This is a genomic window from Pseudomonas sp. TE12234, from assembly GCF_054061835.1.
Map to the genome: position 1 here is coordinate 61037 of NZ_JBSSEP010000018.1, position 16750 is coordinate 77786.

Annotated in this window: 20 protein-coding genes; 14 read left to right on the forward strand and 6 right to left on the reverse strand. The window is 60.1% G+C overall.

Features of this window, described 5'->3' with window-relative positions:
* The first annotated feature begins 1 nt into the window (after window position 1).
* A complete protein-coding gene (locus tag ACVWYU_RS23855) occupies window positions 2-691 on the forward strand; it encodes a DUF3313 domain-containing protein (RefSeq protein ID WP_457373814.1) in 690 nt (229 codons plus the stop codon).
* Here the strand turns inward: ACVWYU_RS23855 and ligD are convergent, their stop codons facing one another.
* Window positions 692-3286: a DNA ligase D gene (gene ligD, locus ACVWYU_RS23860; RefSeq protein WP_457373815.1), complete on the reverse strand. Its 2595-nt coding sequence runs from the start codon at window positions 3284-3286 to the stop codon at window positions 692-694.
* Between the two features lie 182 nt (window positions 3287-3468).
* Between ligD and ACVWYU_RS23865 the strand changes: the two genes are divergently transcribed.
* The 7 genes from ACVWYU_RS23865 to ACVWYU_RS23895 all read left to right on the forward strand — a co-directional run bounded on the left by ACVWYU_RS23865 (window position 3469) and on the right by ACVWYU_RS23895 (window position 10244).
* Window positions 3469-3918, forward strand: coding sequence for a cupin domain-containing protein (locus ACVWYU_RS23865; protein ID WP_390955460.1), 450 nt, complete (start codon window positions 3469-3471; stop codon window positions 3916-3918).
* A gap of 262 nt (window positions 3919-4180) precedes the next feature.
* A complete protein-coding gene (locus tag ACVWYU_RS23870; RefSeq protein WP_457373816.1) occupies window positions 4181-7099 on the forward strand; it encodes a monovalent cation/H+ antiporter subunit A in 2919 nt (972 codons plus the stop codon).
* Window positions 7099-7443: a Na+/H+ antiporter subunit C gene (locus ACVWYU_RS23875; RefSeq protein ID WP_007986256.1), complete on the forward strand. Its 345-nt coding sequence runs from the start codon at window positions 7099-7101 to the stop codon at window positions 7441-7443. Before ACVWYU_RS23870 ends, ACVWYU_RS23875 begins: the two co-directional genes overlap by 1 nt.
* Entirely contained in the window at window positions 7440-9125 is a 1686-nt protein-coding gene (locus ACVWYU_RS23880; protein ID WP_457373817.1) for a monovalent cation/H+ antiporter subunit D, read from the forward strand. Before ACVWYU_RS23875 ends, ACVWYU_RS23880 begins: the two co-directional genes overlap by 4 nt.
* On the forward strand, window positions 9122-9610 hold the full coding sequence (locus tag ACVWYU_RS23885; protein WP_248914211.1) for a Na+/H+ antiporter subunit E: 489 nt from the start codon (window positions 9122-9124) through the stop codon (window positions 9608-9610). Before ACVWYU_RS23880 ends, ACVWYU_RS23885 begins: the two co-directional genes overlap by 4 nt.
* On the forward strand, window positions 9607-9885 hold the full coding sequence (locus ACVWYU_RS23890) for a K+/H+ antiporter subunit F (RefSeq protein WP_390955457.1): 279 nt from the start codon (window positions 9607-9609) through the stop codon (window positions 9883-9885). Before ACVWYU_RS23885 ends, ACVWYU_RS23890 begins: the two co-directional genes overlap by 4 nt.
* Entirely contained in the window at window positions 9882-10244 is a 363-nt protein-coding gene (locus ACVWYU_RS23895; protein ID WP_247255111.1) for a Na+/H+ antiporter subunit G, read from the forward strand. The genes ACVWYU_RS23890 and ACVWYU_RS23895 overlap by 4 nt, the downstream gene beginning before the upstream one ends.
* Window positions 10245-10279: 35 nt before the next feature.
* Here the strand turns inward: ACVWYU_RS23895 and ACVWYU_RS23900 are convergent, their stop codons facing one another.
* From ACVWYU_RS23900 to ACVWYU_RS23915, 4 genes are all read right to left on the reverse strand, one after another.
* The gene (locus ACVWYU_RS23900) at window positions 10280-10717 is read right to left on the reverse strand and encodes a DUF3995 domain-containing protein (protein ID WP_457373818.1); all 438 of its coding nucleotides are present in this window, start codon (window positions 10715-10717) and stop codon (window positions 10280-10282) included.
* A 115-nt stretch (window positions 10718-10832) separates the two neighbouring features.
* The gene (locus tag ACVWYU_RS23905) at window positions 10833-11846 is read right to left on the reverse strand and encodes an ABC transporter substrate-binding protein (protein WP_457373819.1); all 1014 of its coding nucleotides are present in this window, start codon (window positions 11844-11846) and stop codon (window positions 10833-10835) included.
* A gap of 126 nt (window positions 11847-11972) precedes the next feature.
* Window positions 11973-12170, reverse strand: coding sequence for a hypothetical protein (locus ACVWYU_RS23910; RefSeq protein ID WP_090319673.1), 198 nt, complete (start codon window positions 12168-12170; stop codon window positions 11973-11975).
* A complete protein-coding gene (locus ACVWYU_RS23915; RefSeq protein ID WP_247255115.1) occupies window positions 12170-12640 on the reverse strand; it encodes a hypothetical protein in 471 nt (156 codons plus the stop codon). Before ACVWYU_RS23915 ends, ACVWYU_RS23910 begins: the two co-directional genes overlap by 1 nt.
* On the opposite strand from ACVWYU_RS23915, the gene ACVWYU_RS23920 reads away from it, so the two are divergent.
* The 4 genes from ACVWYU_RS23920 to ACVWYU_RS23935 all read left to right on the forward strand — a co-directional run bounded on the left by ACVWYU_RS23920 (window position 12614) and on the right by ACVWYU_RS23935 (window position 14042).
* Window positions 12614-12751, forward strand: coding sequence for a hypothetical protein (locus tag ACVWYU_RS23920; RefSeq protein WP_162493929.1), 138 nt, complete (start codon window positions 12614-12616; stop codon window positions 12749-12751). The genes ACVWYU_RS23915 and ACVWYU_RS23920 overlap by 27 nt on opposite strands.
* A gap of 297 nt (window positions 12752-13048) precedes the next feature.
* Window positions 13049-13273 carry a hypothetical protein gene (locus ACVWYU_RS23925; protein WP_247255116.1) on the forward strand — a complete coding sequence of 75 codons (225 nt, stop codon included), beginning with the start codon at window positions 13049-13051 and terminating at the stop codon, window positions 13271-13273.
* A gap of 160 nt (window positions 13274-13433) precedes the next feature.
* Entirely contained in the window at window positions 13434-13664 is a 231-nt protein-coding gene (locus ACVWYU_RS23930; protein ID WP_090319665.1) for a hypothetical protein, read from the forward strand.
* A gap of 138 nt (window positions 13665-13802) precedes the next feature.
* Window positions 13803-14042 (forward strand): DUF2789 domain-containing protein, encoded by a 240-nt coding sequence (locus ACVWYU_RS23935; RefSeq protein ID WP_047530030.1) that lies wholly within the window; start codon window positions 13803-13805, stop codon window positions 14040-14042.
* A gap of 8 nt (window positions 14043-14050) precedes the next feature.
* On the opposite strand, the gene ACVWYU_RS23940 is transcribed toward ACVWYU_RS23935, so the two are convergent.
* Entirely contained in the window at window positions 14051-14254 is a 204-nt protein-coding gene (locus ACVWYU_RS23940; protein WP_247255117.1) for a hypothetical protein, read from the reverse strand.
* Between the two features lie 593 nt (window positions 14255-14847).
* On the opposite strand from ACVWYU_RS23940, the gene ACVWYU_RS23945 reads away from it, so the two are divergent.
* The gene (locus ACVWYU_RS23945; RefSeq protein WP_457373820.1) at window positions 14848-16239 is read left to right on the forward strand and encodes an S-type pyocin domain-containing protein; all 1392 of its coding nucleotides are present in this window, start codon (window positions 14848-14850) and stop codon (window positions 16237-16239) included.
* Between the two features lie 9 nt (window positions 16240-16248).
* Complete coding sequence (locus ACVWYU_RS23950) at window positions 16249-16524, forward strand: bacteriocin immunity protein (RefSeq protein WP_247255119.1); 276 nt, start codon at window positions 16249-16251, stop codon at window positions 16522-16524.
* Window positions 16525-16750 lie beyond the last annotated feature (226 nt).

The following is a 16750-nucleotide window of genomic DNA, read 5'->3' on the forward strand; positions in this document are numbered from 1 at the left end:
TATGAACTTGTCCCGAAACTTGCTTATCGGCGCCGCGCTGACCGGCCTCCTGCTCGGCGGTTGCACCTCGAAAGTCACCGAAAAGACGCAGTACTCCGGCTACCTGTCCAGTTACAACAACCTGCAAGAAGTCGAAACGCCCAGCGGTGGTACGGCGATGCGTTGGATAAGCCCGTCGTGGAACCCCAATGCCTACGACACGGTAGCGTTCAACAAGCTGGAGCTCTATCCGGCGCCCAAACCCAATGAGCGGGTCAACCAGCAGACGCTCAGCGATATCCAGAACTACATGACCACCAAGGCCAAGGCCACGCTGGGTCAGAAATACCGCGTGGTGACCACGCCGGCCTCCGCACCCATGGGCTCGAAACTGTTGATCATGCGCGCGGCAATCACCGGGGTGAATGCCGAAAACGAAGGCATGAAGTGGTATGAAGTCGTTCCGGTGGCCGCCGTTGTCGGTGGTGTCAGCGCCGCGACCGGCCACCGGGACCAGAACACCACCCTGTTTATCGAAGCCGAGTTTATCGACGCGAAAAGTAACCAGACCGTGGCCAGGGTTGTGCGCAAAGTGTTCGGCAGCACCCTGGAAAATGAGAGCCAGAAGATCACCGCCAAGGATTTCAAAGCGGCCATCGACAAGCTGGGCACCGACTTCCAGGCCTTTGTCAGCAAACCTCAAGCAAACTGATTACTGCTTCATGCCGACCCGCCGACGCATGTCGGCGGTGATCGACTGCCTGGTTTTCTTCAGATCCGCCCACGGTTCATCGCCCACCTCGGCCAGGCGTTCATGCAGGTTATGAATGTTCCACTGATTGCCGCCCTTGAGCGACTCGACCTCTTCACGAAAGATCGGCACCGACACCGGCAAGCCTTCGCGGGTACGCGCGGCATAGGCGCAGATGGTGGTCGCACCCAGACCGTTGCGCAGGTAATCGATGAAAATCCGCCCGACCCGATTCTTCGGCCCCGACACCGCGGAAAACCGCTCCGGCAGCAATTTCGCCATGTGGCTGACAATCGCGTGGCTGAAATCCTTGACCTCATCCCAGCCCAGCTTGCGGGTCAGCGGCACCACCAGGTGAATGCCCTTGCCTCCGCTGGTCTTGAGAAACGCCTTGAGTCCCAGTTCATCGAGTACCGAAAGGGTCAACTGGGTCGCCTCCACCATGCGTTTCCACGGCAATGCCGGGTCCGGGTCGAGGTCGAGCACGAAGCGGTCGGGCTTGTCGAGGTTGTCCGACGTGGCGTTCCAGGTGTGCAGCTCCACCATGCTCATCTGCACTGCACCGATCAGCGCTTCGGCGCTATTGATGACCATCATCGGCTGGCCGGTGAGTGTCGGGTCCAGGGTGGTGATGCCGGGAATGGCCAGGCGTTCGGCGTTTTTCTGGAAAAACAATTCGCCGGCAATTCCGTCCGGTGCCCGCACCAGCGCCACGGGGCGGTCCTTGAGCTCGGGCAAAATCCACTCGGCAACGCTGGCGTAATATTGCGCCAGCTGCATCTTGGTGGTGCCACTGCTGGCGTCGATGATCCGGTCCGGGTGGGTGATACGGACCTTGCCCTGGTCAAGACCGATCTGAGACGGAGCAGGCTCGGCTTTCTTCTTCGCGGTGGAAGGTTTGACGGCGGCGTTTTTTTCCCCAGGGGCAGTTTTCATGGCAGTCGCACGCTCCTCGGTAATGTCTTTGGCGGGCTTGTCGTCGCGCAGGCCATGGAACACGGCATGGCGCACCGAGCCGTCCTTGGTGATGTCGGCAAAGGCCACTTCCGCGAGCAACCGGGGTTTGAGCCAGTGCACCGTCTTGAACTCGCCACCCTCGGGCGGATTGACCACGGCCGGTTTTTTCGTCTTCAAGGGTTTGAGTTGATCGTGGATGCTGGAGAGGGTCGCCTCGGTAAACCCGGTGCCGACCTTGCCGGCGTAGCGCAACTCACCGCTGTCACGGTCACGCAAGCCCAGCAGCAACGCGCCAAATGCACTGCGCGAACCTTTGGGATTAGTAAAGCCTAAGATGACGAATTCCTGCCGATGCTTGCACTTGAGCTTGATCCAGTCGCTGCTGCGCCGGGACACATAAGGCGACCCCAGGCGCTTGCCGATCAAACCCTCCATGCGCATCTGGCAGGCGCTGTTGAGCAGCGCCTGAGGCTCTTCATCAAAGCTGTCGGAAAAGCGCAGCAAGGGGTCATCACTGGCCTTGAGCACTGTTGCCAGCGCGGCCCGGCGTTCTTCCACGGGCACTTCACGCAGGTCCACGCCGTTGAGGTACGGCAGGTCGAACAGGTAGTAGACGATGTTGCCGCTGCGACCGGCCTCGAAGGCATTTTGCAGGGCCTGGAAGTCCGGTACGCCCTCCTCGTCCATGACCACCATTTCGCCGTCGAGCCATGCCGATTCGAGGTGCAGGGCGGCCAATGCCTCGGCCTGGCCGGGCAGCTTGCGAGTCCAGTCGTGGCCATTGCGGGTGAAGAGCCTGACCTCGCCGTGGTCGATGCGGGCCATGATCCGGTAACCGTCAAACTTGACCTCGTAACGCCACTGGCCATCCGGCGCCCTCTCCACCAGCGTCGCCAGTTCCGGCTTGATCAGCTCCGGCAATCTGGCCTTGCGCGCGCCGGTCAGTTGTCCGGACTTTTCCTTGCGTGCCGGGCTGGCCGGTTTCCTGATTGTTTTGGTTTTGGCGGGTTTGCCAGCGTTGGACGCCCTGGCCACGATGCGGCGTTCGCTGAGTACGCTGTCGGGCTCGGCGGCCACCACGTCATAGTCGCTCTGCGGTCTGGCCGCTCCGTCCTGATGCTTGATCAGAAACCATTGCTCCTGCTTGCCCGGCATGTGCGTGCGCACCAGATTCCACAGGCCGGCCAGTTTCTCGCCTTGCAGTTCGAACTTGAGCCGGCCCTTGGCGTAAGCCTGGGCCGGATCGTCCTGGGGTATCCACACGCCGCGGTCCCAGACAATCACTTCCCCCGCGCCGTAATGCCCCTCGGGAATGCGGCCTTCAAAGGTGGCGTAGTCGATGGGGTGATCTTCGACGTGCACCGCCAGGCGCTTGACCTTGGGGTCCAGCGACGGGCCCTTGGGCACCGCCCAGCTCTTGAGCACGCCGTCGAGTTCCAGGCGGAAATCGTAATGCAGGTGCGAAGCGTCGTGCTTCTGAATGCAGAACTGCAAGGCATGGCCCTTGGCGTTTTTTCTGCCCGAACGTTTGATTGCGACCGGCTCCGTCGTCGCCGAAAAATCGCGCATGCGGTTGTAGTCATCCAGGTCCTTGTTCATGGCTCACCTGCTGCTCGCTACAGGACGCGAATGACTCGTCCCTCCCTCAGCAGAGCGGGCCGCGCGTACGAAAATTCCATCGACATTGTATTTGCCCGGACAGACGGCCCGTGCAGCCAGGCCGGGGGGTGCCCTCCAGTGCTTATACTCAAGCGGTGCTGTCTCACTCCTGGAGAACAATCATGCGCACGGTTCATGTCATCGACGCCGGTAACGTACCTGCGCCGGTCAATGTCGTTGGCGAGACGATCACCATTCTCGCTGGCGGCGACCTGAGTAAACCCTTTGAGGTGCATATCCAGGAAGGTGTGCAAGGTGGCGGCCCGCCCCCGCACTTTCATCCTTGGGATGAAGCGTTCCTGGTCATCGATGGCCAGGTCGAAGTGACGGTGGAGGGCAAGGCCACGACTATCTCGGCCGGAGGCTATGTGCATATCCCCGGCGGCTCGATCCATGCGTACAAGAACATCAGTCCTACCGCGAAAATGATCGGCGTGGTGTCCGACCCGCGTGGCGGACAGTTCTTTGCCGCGATGGACCAGTTCAAAGTGCCCGAGGACCTGCCACGGATCGTTGAAATCGGCGAGCGCTATGACGTTACCTTTCTGCTGCCCAAGCCGGATGCCCATTAAGCGGGCTGACCACATTATCGTTCTTCGCGGGCAAGCCCGCTCCCCCAGGGATTTCGGGACGGCCACCGATCTGTGTCACCAAAGATCAACGGTGGGAGCGTGCCTGTTCGCGATGGCGTCAGACCGGTCAGACACCTGTCTCTGAAACAATGAAAAACAGGCTTTTTCCGTCTACCGTGTAGGATTCTGCGACAGCTTGGCGTTTGGTGATCCGGGAGCTGGCACGTATGATGCTTCACAAACTTCCGCAGATTAGAAGCCTATGTCCCTGATAGTTCTACTGCTTCTGCCTTTCATAGGCAGCTGTCTGGCAGCGGTGCTGCCACACAACGCGCGTAACACCGAATCCCTGTTGGCTGGCCTGGTGGCCTTGATCGGCACCCTTCAGGTCACGCTCCTGTACCCGCAAATCGCCCATGGCGGCGTGATCCGTGAAGAGTTCTTCTGGCTGCCCAGCCTGGGCCTGAACTTCGTCCTGCGCATGGACGGTTTCGCCTGGCTGTTCTCGTTACTGGTAATGGGCATCGGCACACTGGTGTCCTTGTATGCCCGTTATTACATGTCGCCGGACGATCCGGTGCCGCGCTTCTTTGCGTTTTTCCTGGCGTTCATGGGCGCCATGCTCGGGCTGGTGATCTCCGGCAACCTGATCCAGATCGTGTTTTTCTGGGAACTGACCAGCCTCTTTTCGTTCCTGCTCATCGGCTACTGGCACCACCGGGCCGATGCCCGGCGCGGTGCCTACATGGCGCTGATGGTCACCGGCGCTGGCGGTCTGTGCCTGCTGGCGGGGGTCATGCTGCTTGGCCATGTGGTCGGCAGCTATGACCTGGACAAGGTCCTGGCCGCCGGCGATCTGATTCGCGCACATGCCCTCTACCCCATTCTGTTACCCCTGATCCTGATCGGCGCACTGAGCAAAAGCGCGCAATTCCCTTTCCACTTCTGGCTGCCCCACGCCATGGCCGCACCGACACCGGTGTCGGCCTATCTGCACTCGGCGACCATGGTCAAGGCCGGGGTGTTTCTGCTGGCACGGCTGTGGCCGTCGCTGTCGGGCAGCGAACAATGGTTCTACATCGTCAGCGGAGCCGGGGCCTGCACCCTGTTGCTCGGCGCCTATTGCGCGATGTTCCAGAACGACCTCAAGGGTCTGCTGGCCTACTCGACCATCAGCCACCTGGGCCTGATCACCCTGCTGTTGGGCCTGAACAGTCCGCTGGCGGCCGTGGCCGCGGTGTTTCACATCCTCAACCACGCCACCTTCAAGGCCTCGCTGTTCATGGCCGCCGGGATCATCGACCACGAAAGCGGCACCCGTGACATCCGCAAACTCAACGGCCTGTTCAAACTGATTCCGTTCACCGCCACCCTGGCCATGGTTGCCAGCGCCTCGATGGCCGGCGTGCCGTTGCTCAACGGCTTCCTCTCGAAAGAGATGTTCTTCGCCGAAACCGTGTTCATCAACGCGACCGCCTGGGTCGAAATGACCCTGCCGATTGTGGCGACCATCGCCGGGACCTTCAGCGTCGCCTACTCCTTGCGCTTCACCGTGGACGTGTTTTTCGGCCCGACCGCCACCGACCTGCCCCACACCCCGCACGAACCGCCACGCTGGATGCGCGCGCCGGTCGAGCTGCTGGTGTTCACCTGCCTGGTGGTGGGCATTTTCCCGGCCCAGGTGGTGGGCCCGCTGCTCGCCGCCGCCGCGTTGCCGGTGGTGGGCGGCACCCTGCCGGAATACAGCCTGGCGATCTGGCACGGCTGGAACGCGCCGATGATCATGAGCCTGATCGCCATGTCCGGCGGCATCGTGGTGTACCTGCTGCTGCGTAATCAGCTCAAGCGCGGGCGTTTCCGCTACCCGCCGCTGATTGGCCGGTTCAACGGCAAGCGCCTGTTCGAACGCATCCTGGTGATCAAAATGCGCCTGGCCCGGCGCCTGGAGCGACGCATCAGTACCAGGCGCCTGCAGGCCCAATTGTTCCTGATGGTGCTCGCCGCGGTGCTGGCCGGCCTGATCCCGATGCTGCACAGCAGCCTGCACTGGGGCGACCGGCCGAAGATTCCCGGCTCGATCGTGTTCGTCATCCTCTGGCTGCTGGCGATTGCCTGCGCCCTGGGCGCCGCCTGGCAGGCCAAGTACCACCGTCTCGCCGCCCTGACCATGGTCAGCGTCTGCGGCCTGATGACCTGCGTGACCTTTGTCTGGTTCTCGGCACCGGACCTGGCCCTGACCCAACTGGTGGTCGAAGTGGTGACCACGGTGCTGATCCTGCTGGGCCTGCGCTGGTTGCCTCGACGGATCGAAGAAGTGTCGCCCCTGCCGAGCAGCCTGCGCAAAGCGCGTATCCGCCGTATCCGCGATTTGCTGCTGTCGACCGTGGTCGGCGGCGGCATGGCGTTGCTGGCCTACGCGATGCTGACCCGGCAAACGCCGAACGACATTTCCTCGTTCTACCTCAGTCGCGCCCTGCCCGAAGGCGGCGGCAGCAATGTGGTCAACGTGATGCTGGTGGACTTCCGCGGCTTCGACACCCTCGGCGAAATCACCGTGCTGGTGGCCGTCGCCCTGACCGTGTACGCGCTGCTGCGGCGTTTCCGCCCACCGAAAGAGAGCCTGCAACTGCCGGCGCAACAACGCCTGCTGGCACCCGACGTGGTCACCGACCTGGTCAACCCGCGCCACGCCAGCGACACCGCCCTGGGTTTCATGATGGTGCCGGCGGTGCTGGTGCGCTTGCTGCTGCCGATTGCCGTGGTGGTGTCCTTCTACCTGTTCATGCGCGGGCACAACCAGCCCGGTGGCGGTTTCGTCGCGGGCCTGGTGATGTCGGTGGCGTTCATCCTGCAATACATGGTCGCCGGTACCCAGTGGGTCGAGGCGCAAATGAGCCTGCGACCGCTGCGCTGGATGAGCACCGGATTGCTGTTCGCCACCGTGACGGGCCTGGGCGCCATGGCAGTCGGGTATCCATTCCTGACCACTCACACCTGGCATCTGGACCTGCCCGTACTGGGCGACATTCATGTGGCCAGCGCGCTGTTCTTTGACATCGGCGTGTACGGCGTGGTGGTGGGCTCGACGCTGCTGATCCTCACGGCCCTCGCCCACCAATCGGTGCGGGGTCACAAAACGGCTGCGCAACCCAAACCCGTCGCCATGAAGGAGACCGTCTGATGGAAGAAGTCATTGCCATCGCCATTGGCGTACTGGCCGCGTCCGGCGTCTGGCTGATCCTGCGACCACGGACATTCCAGGTGGTCATGGGCCTGTGCCTGCTGTCCTATGGCGTCAACCTGTTCATCTTCAGCATGGGCAGCCTGTTCATCGGCAAGGAGCCGATCATCAAGGACGGCGTGCCCCAGGACCTGCTGCATTACACCGACCCGTTGCCGCAGGCGCTGGTCCTCACGGCGATCGTGATCAGCTTCGCCATGACCGCGCTGTTCCTGGTGGTTTTGCTGGCCTCCCGGGGCCTGACGGGCACCGACCATGTGGATGGCCGGGAGCCTAAAGAATGAATGCAATGACGCACCTGATCGCGGCCCCGATTCTGCTGCCGCTGCTGACCGCCGCCATCATGCTGATGCTCGGCGAGAAACATCGTCCGCTCAAAGCCAAAATCAATTTGTTCTCCAGCCTGCTGGGCCTGGGCATTTCCGTCCTGCTGCTGCAATGGACGCAAACCACGGGCGTGCCCGGCTCCATCGGCGTCTACCTGCCGGGCAACTGGCAGTCGCCGTTCGGCCTGGTGCTGGTGGTCGATCGCCTGTCGGCGCTGATGCTGGTGCTGACCGGGATCATCGGCGTCAGCGCGCTGCTGTTCGCCATGGCGCGCTGGGACAGTGCCGGTTCGAGTTTCCATGCGCTGTTCCAGATTCAGCTGATGGGCCTGTATGGCGCCTTCCTCACGGCGGACCTGTTCAACCTGTTCGTGTTCTTTGAAGTGCTGCTGGCCGCCTCCTATGGCCTGATGCTGCACGGCTCGGGACGCGCGCGGGTGTCGGCGGGGCTGCATTACATCTCGATCAACCTGCTGGCCTCGACCCTGTTCCTGATCGGCGCGGCGCTGATCTACGGCGTCACCGGCACCCTGAACATGGCCGACCTGGCATTGAAAATCCCGCTGGTGTCGCAGGCCGATCGCGGCCTGCTGCATGCCGGCGCGGGCATTCTCGCGGTGGCGTTCCTGGCCAAGGCCGGGATGTGGCCGCTGAACTTCTGGCTGGTGCCGGCCTATTCCTCGGCGAGCGCACCGGTGGCCGCGATGTTCGCGATCATGACCAAGGTCGGCGTCTACACCCTGCTGCGCCTGTGGACCCTGTTGTTCTCCGGCCAGGCCGGGGCGTCGGCGTACTTCGGTGGCGACTGGCTGATCTACGGCGGCATGGCGACCATCATGGGCGCAGCCATCGCGATCCTCGCCGCGCAACGGCTGGAGCGGATGGCCAGCCTGAGCATCCTGGTGTCGGCGGGCATTCTGCTGTCGGCCATTGGTTTCGCCCAACCCAACCTGATCGGCGCGGCGCTGTTCTATCTGGTCAGCTCGACCCTGGCACTGAGCGCGCTGTTCCTGCTGGCCGAGTTGATCGAACGTTCGCGCTCGGCCATCGAGATCCCGCTGGAAGATGAAAATGAAATGCTGCCGCGACCGATGCAAGCTTCGGCGCCGGTCAAGGGCATCAACCTCGACGACGATCTCAAAGCCGTGGTCGGCCAGGTGATTCCCTGGACCATGGCCTTCCTCGGCTTGAGCTTCATTGCCTGCGCGCTGTTGATCATCGGCATGCCGCCACTCTCCGGCTTCATTGGCAAACTCGGCCTGCTCAGCGCCCTGCTCAACCCGCTGGGCCTGGGCAATGCCGGTGACGAGCCGGTGTCGAACGCGGCGTGGGGATTGCTGGCGTTGCTGATTCTTTCCGGGCTGGCATCGCTGGTGGCCTTTTCCCGCCTGGGCATCCAGCGTTTCTGGACGCCGCAAGAACGGCCGTCACCGGTACTGCGGCGTCTGGAGTGCGCGCCGATCTTCGCGCTGTTGGGCTTGAGCATTGTGTTGACCTTCAAGGCCGAGCCGCTGCTGCGCTACACCCAGGCGGCGGCCGATGCCTTGAACCATCCGCAGCAATATGTGATGGCCGTGCTCGGCACCCGGGCAGTGCCGAGTCCGGAAGCCAAGACAGCGCTCCTGGAGGTGCAACCATGAAGCGCCTGTTTCCTGCACCGTGGCTGTCGCTGGCGCTGTGGCTGTTGTGGCTGGTGCTGAACCTGTCGATGAGTCCCGGCAACTTGTTGCTGGGTGCAATGCTGGGGTTCTGCGCACCGTTGATGATGCGCAAACTGCGCCCGCTGCCGATCCGCATTCGCCGGCCGGGGGTGATTGCGCGCCTGTTCCTGATGGTCGGTCGTGATGTGGTGGTGTCCAACCTCGCGGTGGCCTGGAGCGTGCTGAACGCCGGTCGCAAGCCACCGCGCTCGCGCTTCATCAAGGTGCCGCTGGACCTGCGCGACGCCAACGGTCTGGCGACGCTGTCGATGATCTGCACCGTGGTTCCCGGTACGGTCTGGTCGGAACTGGCGCTGGACCGCAGCATTCTGTTGTTGCATGTCTTCGACCTGGAGGACGAAGCGCTGTTCATTGAGCACTTCAAGGCGACCTACGAGCGCCCGTTGATGGAGATTTTCGAATGAGCGCCCTGCTATCGAACGCGATTGTGCTGAGCCTGTTGCTGTTTTCCGTGGCGATGATTCTGACCCTTGTCCGCCTGTTCAAGGGCCCGTCAGCCCAGGACCGGGTCCTGGCACTGGACTACCTGTACATCGTCGCAATGCTGATGATGCTGGCATTGGGCATTCGTTATGCCAGTGACACCTACTTCGAGGCCGCGCTGCTGATCGCGCTGTTCGGCTTCGTCGGCTCGTTTGCCCTGGCGAAATTCCTGCTGCGTGGCGAGGTGATCGAATGAGCGCGCCACTGTCTGTGTGGGTGGAAATCCTGGTGGCGATCCTGCTGGTGCTCAGCAGTCTGTTTGCGTTGATCGGCGCCATCGGCCTGGTACGAATGAAAGACTACTTCCAGCGCATGCACCCGCCGGCACTGGCCTCGACCCTGGGCGCCTGGTGCGTGGCACTGGCCTCGATCCTCTACTTTTCGGCACTCAAGTCCGCGCCGGTGCTGCACGCCTGGCTGATTCCGATTCTGCTGGCGATTACCGTGCCGGTGACCACTTTGCTGTTGGCCAGGGCGGCGCTGTTTCGCAAGCGCATGGCGGGGGACGATGTGCCGGCGGAGGTCTCCAGTCGGCGCAGCGAAAACGGCCGCTAGTTCAGCGTTTTGTATGGGCTGGGCTGGCGTTGGATTCAGACCCAGGCCACCGCCAACAACCCCGCCCCCAGCACCACACACAAAGGTGAGTAGACCCAGGTATCCAGCCGGGCAAACTTCGAGCCCTTGACCTCTTTGAAAAAACCCACCAGTTCCGAATCACCGATGGCCCTGGCGAACATCAAGATCGCGATGGCACTGATCAGCCATTGCAGCGACCAATGGGACACCGCCGGCAACCACCACCCCACGCGCAAGCACACCAGCAACGAAATCAACAACAACGCCCCGGCCACCAACAGCGTGATCCAGCCCCGCGGTTTGAAGGCGGGACGCAACTTCGGCTCGCCCTCCACCGGCACTTGCGGCACCGCCGCCACAGCGGCCCACTCGCCACCCAATGCCCAGTAGACGTGCATCAGGCTGATCGCGGCGAAAGTCGTCACCAGCCATTGAGCCAACACCAGAGTCATGGTCAGAAATCCTTGAAAGGGATTCGAACAATCATCCTAGTTGGCATTTCCTGAACTGCACGGACCTGTCGGCCCAACCCGACCAACGCCACTGCCAGCTATCGCCGGGGCGGCCTTAGAGCCCGGCGGAAACCTTGTCCGCCACCTCCTTGGGCAGCCAGGCTTTCCACACATCCGGGTGCGCCTTCATGAACGCCTCGGCGGCCTGGCGCGGCGCCGTGTGTTTCTCGCTCATCTCGGCCAGGGCCTTGTTCAGCGGATCGATGGGCAGATCGACCCTGGTGAAGAACTCGGCTATCTGCGGGTACTGCTTCTGGAACGGCGTGGACACGCCAATGGACAGTTTCGAGGGCAGCGAACGGGTGGGCTGCGGATTGGGGTTGTCTGCGTCGGTCAGGGTTTTCCAGGCTTCGGCGTCGAATGGCGGCTCTTGCAGTTGAACCAACTTGAATCGGCCGAGCAACGGCGTAGGCGACCAGTAATAGAACAACACCGGTTTGCCGCGACGGATCGACGAACTGATCTCCGCGTCCAGCGCCGCTCCGGAACCACTGCGGAAGTTCACATAGCTGTCTTCCAGCCCATACGCCTTGAGCTTCTGTTTGTTGACCACTTCCGAAGTCCAGCCGATCGGGCTGTTGAGGAAGCGTCCCTTGGTGGGGGCTTCCGGGTCCTTGAACACATCCTTGTAGCGCGGCAGGTCGCTGACATTGCGCAGGTCCGGCGCCAGCGGCTTGATGCCCTTGGCCGGGTCACCCTTGATCACATACTCCGGCACCCACCAGCCTTCGGTGGCGCCCTTGACCGTATCGCCCAGGCTCGCGACCTTGCCTTCGGCCTCCGCCTTGACCCAGACGGGGCTGCGCCCGGCCCACTCTTCGCCAATGACCTGGATGTCATTGTTGGCCAGGGCGGTTTCCAGGGTGATGGTGGTGCCCGGCAATGTATCGGTCGGCAGCCCGTAGCCCTTCTCGACAATGATGCGCAGGATATCGGTGATCAGGCTGCCACTTTCCCAATTCAGGTCGGCGAAGTGGATCGGTGCCTGGGCAGCCGATACGGGCACCGATGACGCCAACAATCCGAAAGTGGCCAGGGTAGCGGCCAGCAAGCGTCGAAAACCTTTCATGCTCTTTGTACCTCGTGCTGTTCACAGCAATGGCAGGATGGCCTGGCAGAAGACCGCGAAGCCTCTGAATAGTCAGTCAACTGACTTTAGTAGAGGTTCCTGCTTTCGAGGGAGCATGCCCTGGTTTTAGGAAGTTTCCTGCAAGCGCGCCAATTCTCTTCTGACCATGCTGGCATACGCTGCCGGGCGCAACGCGTAGATCTGTGAGGCCACCCAATTCAGCCAGGCTCCCTGCAGCACAGCCTTCTGCCCGAACAGCCGTTGGGCCTCGGCTTGAGCACTGGCGAGGTTTTGCTCGTGGAAGTCGGCGCGGGTCAGGCTCATTACTCGCTGGCCTTGAACGTCACCAGTTCGCCCTTGCGCCACTTGGCGGCCTTGGCGGTCACGGCCTTGAGGGTCTTGGTCAGGCCTTCCTGCAACTGCTCGTGGGCGGCGAACACGGTCACTACGCTGTGACCTTCCTTGAACACGATGGCATGCCCGTCTGCGGTGGTGACAAAGGCGTAGTCGCCCAGGCCGTAGACCGTCAGTTTGATATCGCGGAATTTGATTTCCAGCTTGCCGCCTTCGCGACTGGGCAATACCGAGGCGCTGAAATGATCGCCTACCTTGAGTTTGAGCCCAGGCTTATCGTCCACCACCAGTGCTGACTCGGTGTCGATTTCGGCAATGTAAATGCCTTCAGCGTTCTGTTCGGTGATGTAAACGAAACGTGACTGAAACTGTTTAACAAGCTTTGCGCGCAAATCACCCAGCACGAACAAAGCATGCATATCGAGATTACTTACTGCCAAGGAAACATCCCCACATCTGAAAATGACGCCGCACGCGAAAAAGGCGCACGGCCAAAAAAAGCGGCAATGCCGAAGGTGAAGCCAGATACCCGGGTTGAAGTCCTGAAATGAGCAGAGGGCTCATCCATCACGAGGCTTGAGCAGACTACTGGATGTCGCTCGTATCGTCTTGCCTGGCGTTCGTCAAAGGTTGAAGGAAAACGCCCTTCGTACGGCCAGAGAAATACGGACTATCAACTTCGGGGAAAATTCTCTCAAAAAAAAGCACTTTTCTGACATATCGCCAGCCAGAAATTGCTTTAGATAAACATCGATCCCCCCAGTGAGGGTGATTCTAGAGCAGCGATGCTCGTTGAGACCACCCATACCGACGTACATACGTCGGCAAAACAATGAAAAGGACTTCATATGTGCACACTGACCCACTTCGCTCATCCCCAAACATCGCACCTGATGCTGTCGCAACACCCCGAACTTGCCACCCAAGCCCTCCGTCAGCCCCGGTTTCAAGTGATATTGGCCGGCAATGCCTTCTTCCATATCAAGGAAATTTCCACCGGGCACGTCAGAGGTTTCCGCGGCGATCACAACGAAGCCTGTGCCCTCGCCCGCTCACTTGAATCACGTGTTTGACGGTTTGGTTTCCTTTCTTGCGATAGACGTTTCGTCACACCGGCGACTTATCTCAGCCGCCGGCCCGCAACAACTGCCATACTGCCCGGCCAATCAAACGCCGCCTCTCCAGGTGGACGGCGTTAAACATAACAATATATTTCCAAGGGAAGGCAGCAACGTGACGGAATTTGATATCGGCGAGTTTTTTATTTGGGGCGAAGCCAGAGAAGTCGACGGTGAGTTCCAGGCTGTCATAGTCATGCGCGCCAAACCGCCACTGAGAACCGTGACTTACCATCAGGTTGAAAAGGATCGCTGGTTCAAAACTTCGGACGTCGCTGCCAACGCGGCCCAGGAATCGGCAAAAGAACTGAAGGCTGCCGTCGATGCCGGTGCGTTGAAAGCCTGATCATCGCGTTTGCGGTCTATGCTCACTCCTGCATTTGTACATCGCTTTCGAACTCCTGACGCGCGGCTCCCTCAGATGCAATGTAGCCGCACCTCAGATCTCGTCCTCGACGCGACCGCCCACTGCAAGGAGAAGAAGATGGAATCACCGACACACGACTTGAAAGGTTTGTTCGACCAGCTCGGCCTGGACTCCACTCAAAAAGCCATCGACGATTTCATTGCCAGCCATTCACCGTTGCCCGACGACAAGAAACTCATCGATGCCGAGTTCTGGACCCCGCAACAGGCCGGTTTCCTGAAAGAACAACTGCGTGAAGATGCCGACTGGGCGCGGGTGGTCGACGACCTGAACCTGCGCATGCATCAGATTCACTAGCCCCAGGCTCAATGCAGGCTGTCTGGTGTTTCTTTTTTCAATTGCGCCAGCCAGGCAGCCCTGCACTCCTCCGCTTCATCGCGACTGGAAAATGCCGTCCCCCGGCGTTCACCGTTGAGCAGCACCACCCAACAGACGCTCTGCCCCAACGCCCGCAAACTGGCGGGCACACCGCTGCCGATCATCACCGCCACATCAACTTTACTGAGCATGCTGACCTCTCTAAATCCGTTAGCAACCTAACTATGTAGGCATGTTAATCAGTCGATTCGAGGGGAAACAGCAGAGACGCTGCATATCAGCGTTTCCAAAAACGTAACAATACGGTGCGCCATGCGACCGCAGGCTGCGATCTTTTGATTTTGCTTACGCCCAGCGCTTGAAATTCAACGAAGTATTCACCCCGCCAAACGCAAAATTGTTGTTCATCACGTACCGGTTGCTCATCTGCTAAAACCAGCCGCGCAGATTTGAGGAAATACCCTACCTGCCTCAAAGCAATTTCCTCACGCTCGGAACGTCTCGTCTGCCAACAACTTCTGATTTTTGGCCTGCGTGATCCGAGCGGCATCTACGGCTGTTAAGGTTCAGGGAACCCCTGATAAGCAGGCCGCCAACCATGGTCCAGTGTTTCAAAGATCACCCCAGCAACGAACAACTTTATGAGCGTGGCAGAGCAGCGCTTCTCTTTGCGGTTATCTAATTCATTTAATAAAAATGGCTATCAACAGGCACCTGACCACCGGCTTTCTGCGGCTGCTCTTCGGCCTTCAGAAATGGATTCTGACTTGGATAGAGTGCCGAAATGTCCCGGAAGGTATCTGAGGAAAGTGATGAATCGCTCAAGCGCCGAGGGTTGATACGGTCTAAAACATGGCCCTATGTCATTAGTGTTTTACCACGTGAAACCAAGCCATTCAGGCCCACTAAAGTAAAAACCGCCTTAGCGCGTGAGCAGGAACAAAAGGAAGAGACACGTCGATACGAAGCGCTTCAAAAAGCCGAGCGTGCTCGACAAGATGAATGCCTTCGCCTATGTGACGAGCGTGAAAAAGCCGAGCGACTGAAATCACCTCCCGTCCAGGACTGCACATTCGCCAAATCAACCAGCGTGGCCAAGGGGCAGGTCTGCCATCCGAATGGCACGGCACCATTTGAGGGCCTGAACAAATACGGCACCTACGCAGTGCTGAGCACCCGAGAGGCCATCACCTCGGCAGGTACACCGCTCCAACTGATTGGCGGCTCAGCCACGGCATTGACCCTGGCCGCGCGAGTCGGTGGCTCGTTGTCGCTGAGCCTGTCGGCTTGGGCCCTCAGTGCAGGCGTTGTGGCAGGCGGTATTGCGGGCACCGTCGCCATGCTCTGGCCCAATAACTTTGCGTCTGACACCGCGTTTTACAGCACCGAAGAATTCGCCAATCTGACCATGGCCAACATCGGTGTACGGATCAACGTCAAACACTTGCCCGGAGAATCGGTCAGCGCTTTCGGGGTGTACACCGGTAACAACTCCGCGTGGCGAAGTGTCCCGGTGATTGCCGCCACTGCGCGCGGTGATCAACTCGTCGCGGATCTTGGTGACGGCGTGGAGTTGATCTGGACTCCTTCCGTCGATACCAGCAGGGTGCTGGGCATTCCAGCGCTGGAAGGTGCCCCGAAATTACCGGCCGCGTTTGTCTTTCCCTTGGCCGAACAGGCCGAGCAACGCTATGAGCATCCAGCAAACCCGGAAGACTTCCGGGATGCCATTATCTGGTTTCCGGGTCAGCCACAAATCCTGCCGGTCTATATCTCGCTCAACGTACGTGGTGCGCCGGGTGTGGTTACAGGTGTTGGTCAAGACGTGTCTGGAATATGGCTCGATCACGCGCGCTCAGAACTTGGGGCGCCGATCCCGACAAGCATTGCGGATCAGCTTAGGGGGCGGGAGTTTTCGAGTTTTGGCTCGTTTAGGCGGGCGTTCTGGGTGGCTGTTTCGAGAGAGCCTAAACTTAGTTCGCAGTTTTCATCGAGAGACCTTGCTCGTATGAGCGCAGGAAACGCTCCACGTGCCAATGAGGCTGATATGGTGGGCATGAGACAGTCCCATGAGATTCATCACGTTGAGTTGATTTCTGAAGGCGGACAGGTCTACGACGTGGATAATTTAAGGGTTAACACCCCAAAAAATCACGTTGAAGTACATCAAGACTAAGGTGCAAATATGAGCGATCCTTTTATCAAAAATAGCCTCTCTGACTACACCGAACATGAGTTCATTAAATTCTTGGAAGAGCTATTTAAAGAGGATGTTGCGCCGACAAGTGTACGTGCTGACACCCTTTTATTTCATTTCAGGAAAGTCACAGGTCACCCCAGCGGTGCGGACTTGATTTACCACCCTGAGCCGGGGGCGGACACCTCCGCTGAGGGCATTACCAAGACTGTCAAAGAGTGGCGCGAAGCCAACGGCCTGCCTGGCTTTAAACCGCGTTTCTGATCGAATTGCTATTCAGTTACGCGAGAGACCGAGCGACAAGTAACCTGTGGCGAGGAAGCTTGCTCGCCAAAGCGTCCGAGAGAGCGGTGAAGGCATTTCAAGTAATGGGTTCGGTTAGGGGCTTGTCCGAAACCAAAGGGCGCCGAAAGGCGCCCTTTGTCGTTTCGGCGTCAATGAAAGGAAAAGATCGCAGCCTGCGGCAGCGCCTACAGGTGTCCACCATCCC

Bases quoted from the DNA above. Each gene is read 5' to 3' on its own strand.
- ACVWYU_RS23920 (WP_162493929.1), top strand. From the start codon at position 12,614: ATGCATATCGAGATTACTTACTGCCAAGGAAACATCCCCACATCTGAA.
- ACVWYU_RS23935 (WP_047530030.1), top strand. From the start codon at position 13,803: ATGGAATCACCGACACACGACTTGAAAGGTTTGTTCGACCAGCTCGGC.
- ACVWYU_RS23940 (WP_247255117.1), bottom strand. From the start codon at position 14,254: ATGCTCAGTAAAGTTGATGTGGCGGTGATGATCGGCAGCGGTGTGCCC.
- ACVWYU_RS23950 (WP_247255119.1), top strand. From the start codon at position 16,249: ATGAGCGATCCTTTTATCAAAAATAGCCTCTCTGACTACACCGAACAT.
- ACVWYU_RS23865 (WP_390955460.1), top strand. From the start codon at position 3,469: ATGCGCACGGTTCATGTCATCGACGCCGGTAACGTACCTGCGCCGGTC.
- ACVWYU_RS23895 (WP_247255111.1), top strand. From the start codon at position 9,882: ATGAGCGCGCCACTGTCTGTGTGGGTGGAAATCCTGGTGGCGATCCTG.
- ACVWYU_RS23875 (WP_007986256.1), top strand. From the start codon at position 7,099: ATGGAAGAAGTCATTGCCATCGCCATTGGCGTACTGGCCGCGTCCGGC.
- ACVWYU_RS23905 (WP_457373819.1), bottom strand. From the start codon at position 11,846: ATGAAAGGTTTTCGACGCTTGCTGGCCGCTACCCTGGCCACTTTCGGA.
- ligD (WP_457373815.1), bottom strand. From the start codon at position 3,286: ATGAACAAGGACCTGGATGACTACAACCGCATGCGCGATTTTTCGGCG.
- ACVWYU_RS23945 (WP_457373820.1), top strand. From the start codon at position 14,848: ATGTCCCGGAAGGTATCTGAGGAAAGTGATGAATCGCTCAAGCGCCGA.
- ACVWYU_RS23910 (WP_090319673.1), bottom strand. From the start codon at position 12,170: ATGAGCCTGACCCGCGCCGACTTCCACGAGCAAAACCTCGCCAGTGCT.
- ACVWYU_RS23925 (WP_247255116.1), top strand. From the start codon at position 13,049: ATGTGCACACTGACCCACTTCGCTCATCCCCAAACATCGCACCTGATG.
- ACVWYU_RS23900 (WP_457373818.1), bottom strand. From the start codon at position 10,717: ATGACTCTGGTGTTGGCTCAATGGCTGGTGACGACTTTCGCCGCGATC.
- ACVWYU_RS23890 (WP_390955457.1), top strand. From the start codon at position 9,607: ATGAGCGCCCTGCTATCGAACGCGATTGTGCTGAGCCTGTTGCTGTTT.
- ACVWYU_RS23855 (WP_457373814.1), top strand. From the start codon at position 2: ATGAACTTGTCCCGAAACTTGCTTATCGGCGCCGCGCTGACCGGCCTC.
- ACVWYU_RS23885 (WP_248914211.1), top strand. From the start codon at position 9,122: ATGAAGCGCCTGTTTCCTGCACCGTGGCTGTCGCTGGCGCTGTGGCTG.
- ACVWYU_RS23870 (WP_457373816.1), top strand. From the start codon at position 4,181: ATGTCCCTGATAGTTCTACTGCTTCTGCCTTTCATAGGCAGCTGTCTG.
- ACVWYU_RS23880 (WP_457373817.1), top strand. From the start codon at position 7,440: ATGAATGCAATGACGCACCTGATCGCGGCCCCGATTCTGCTGCCGCTG.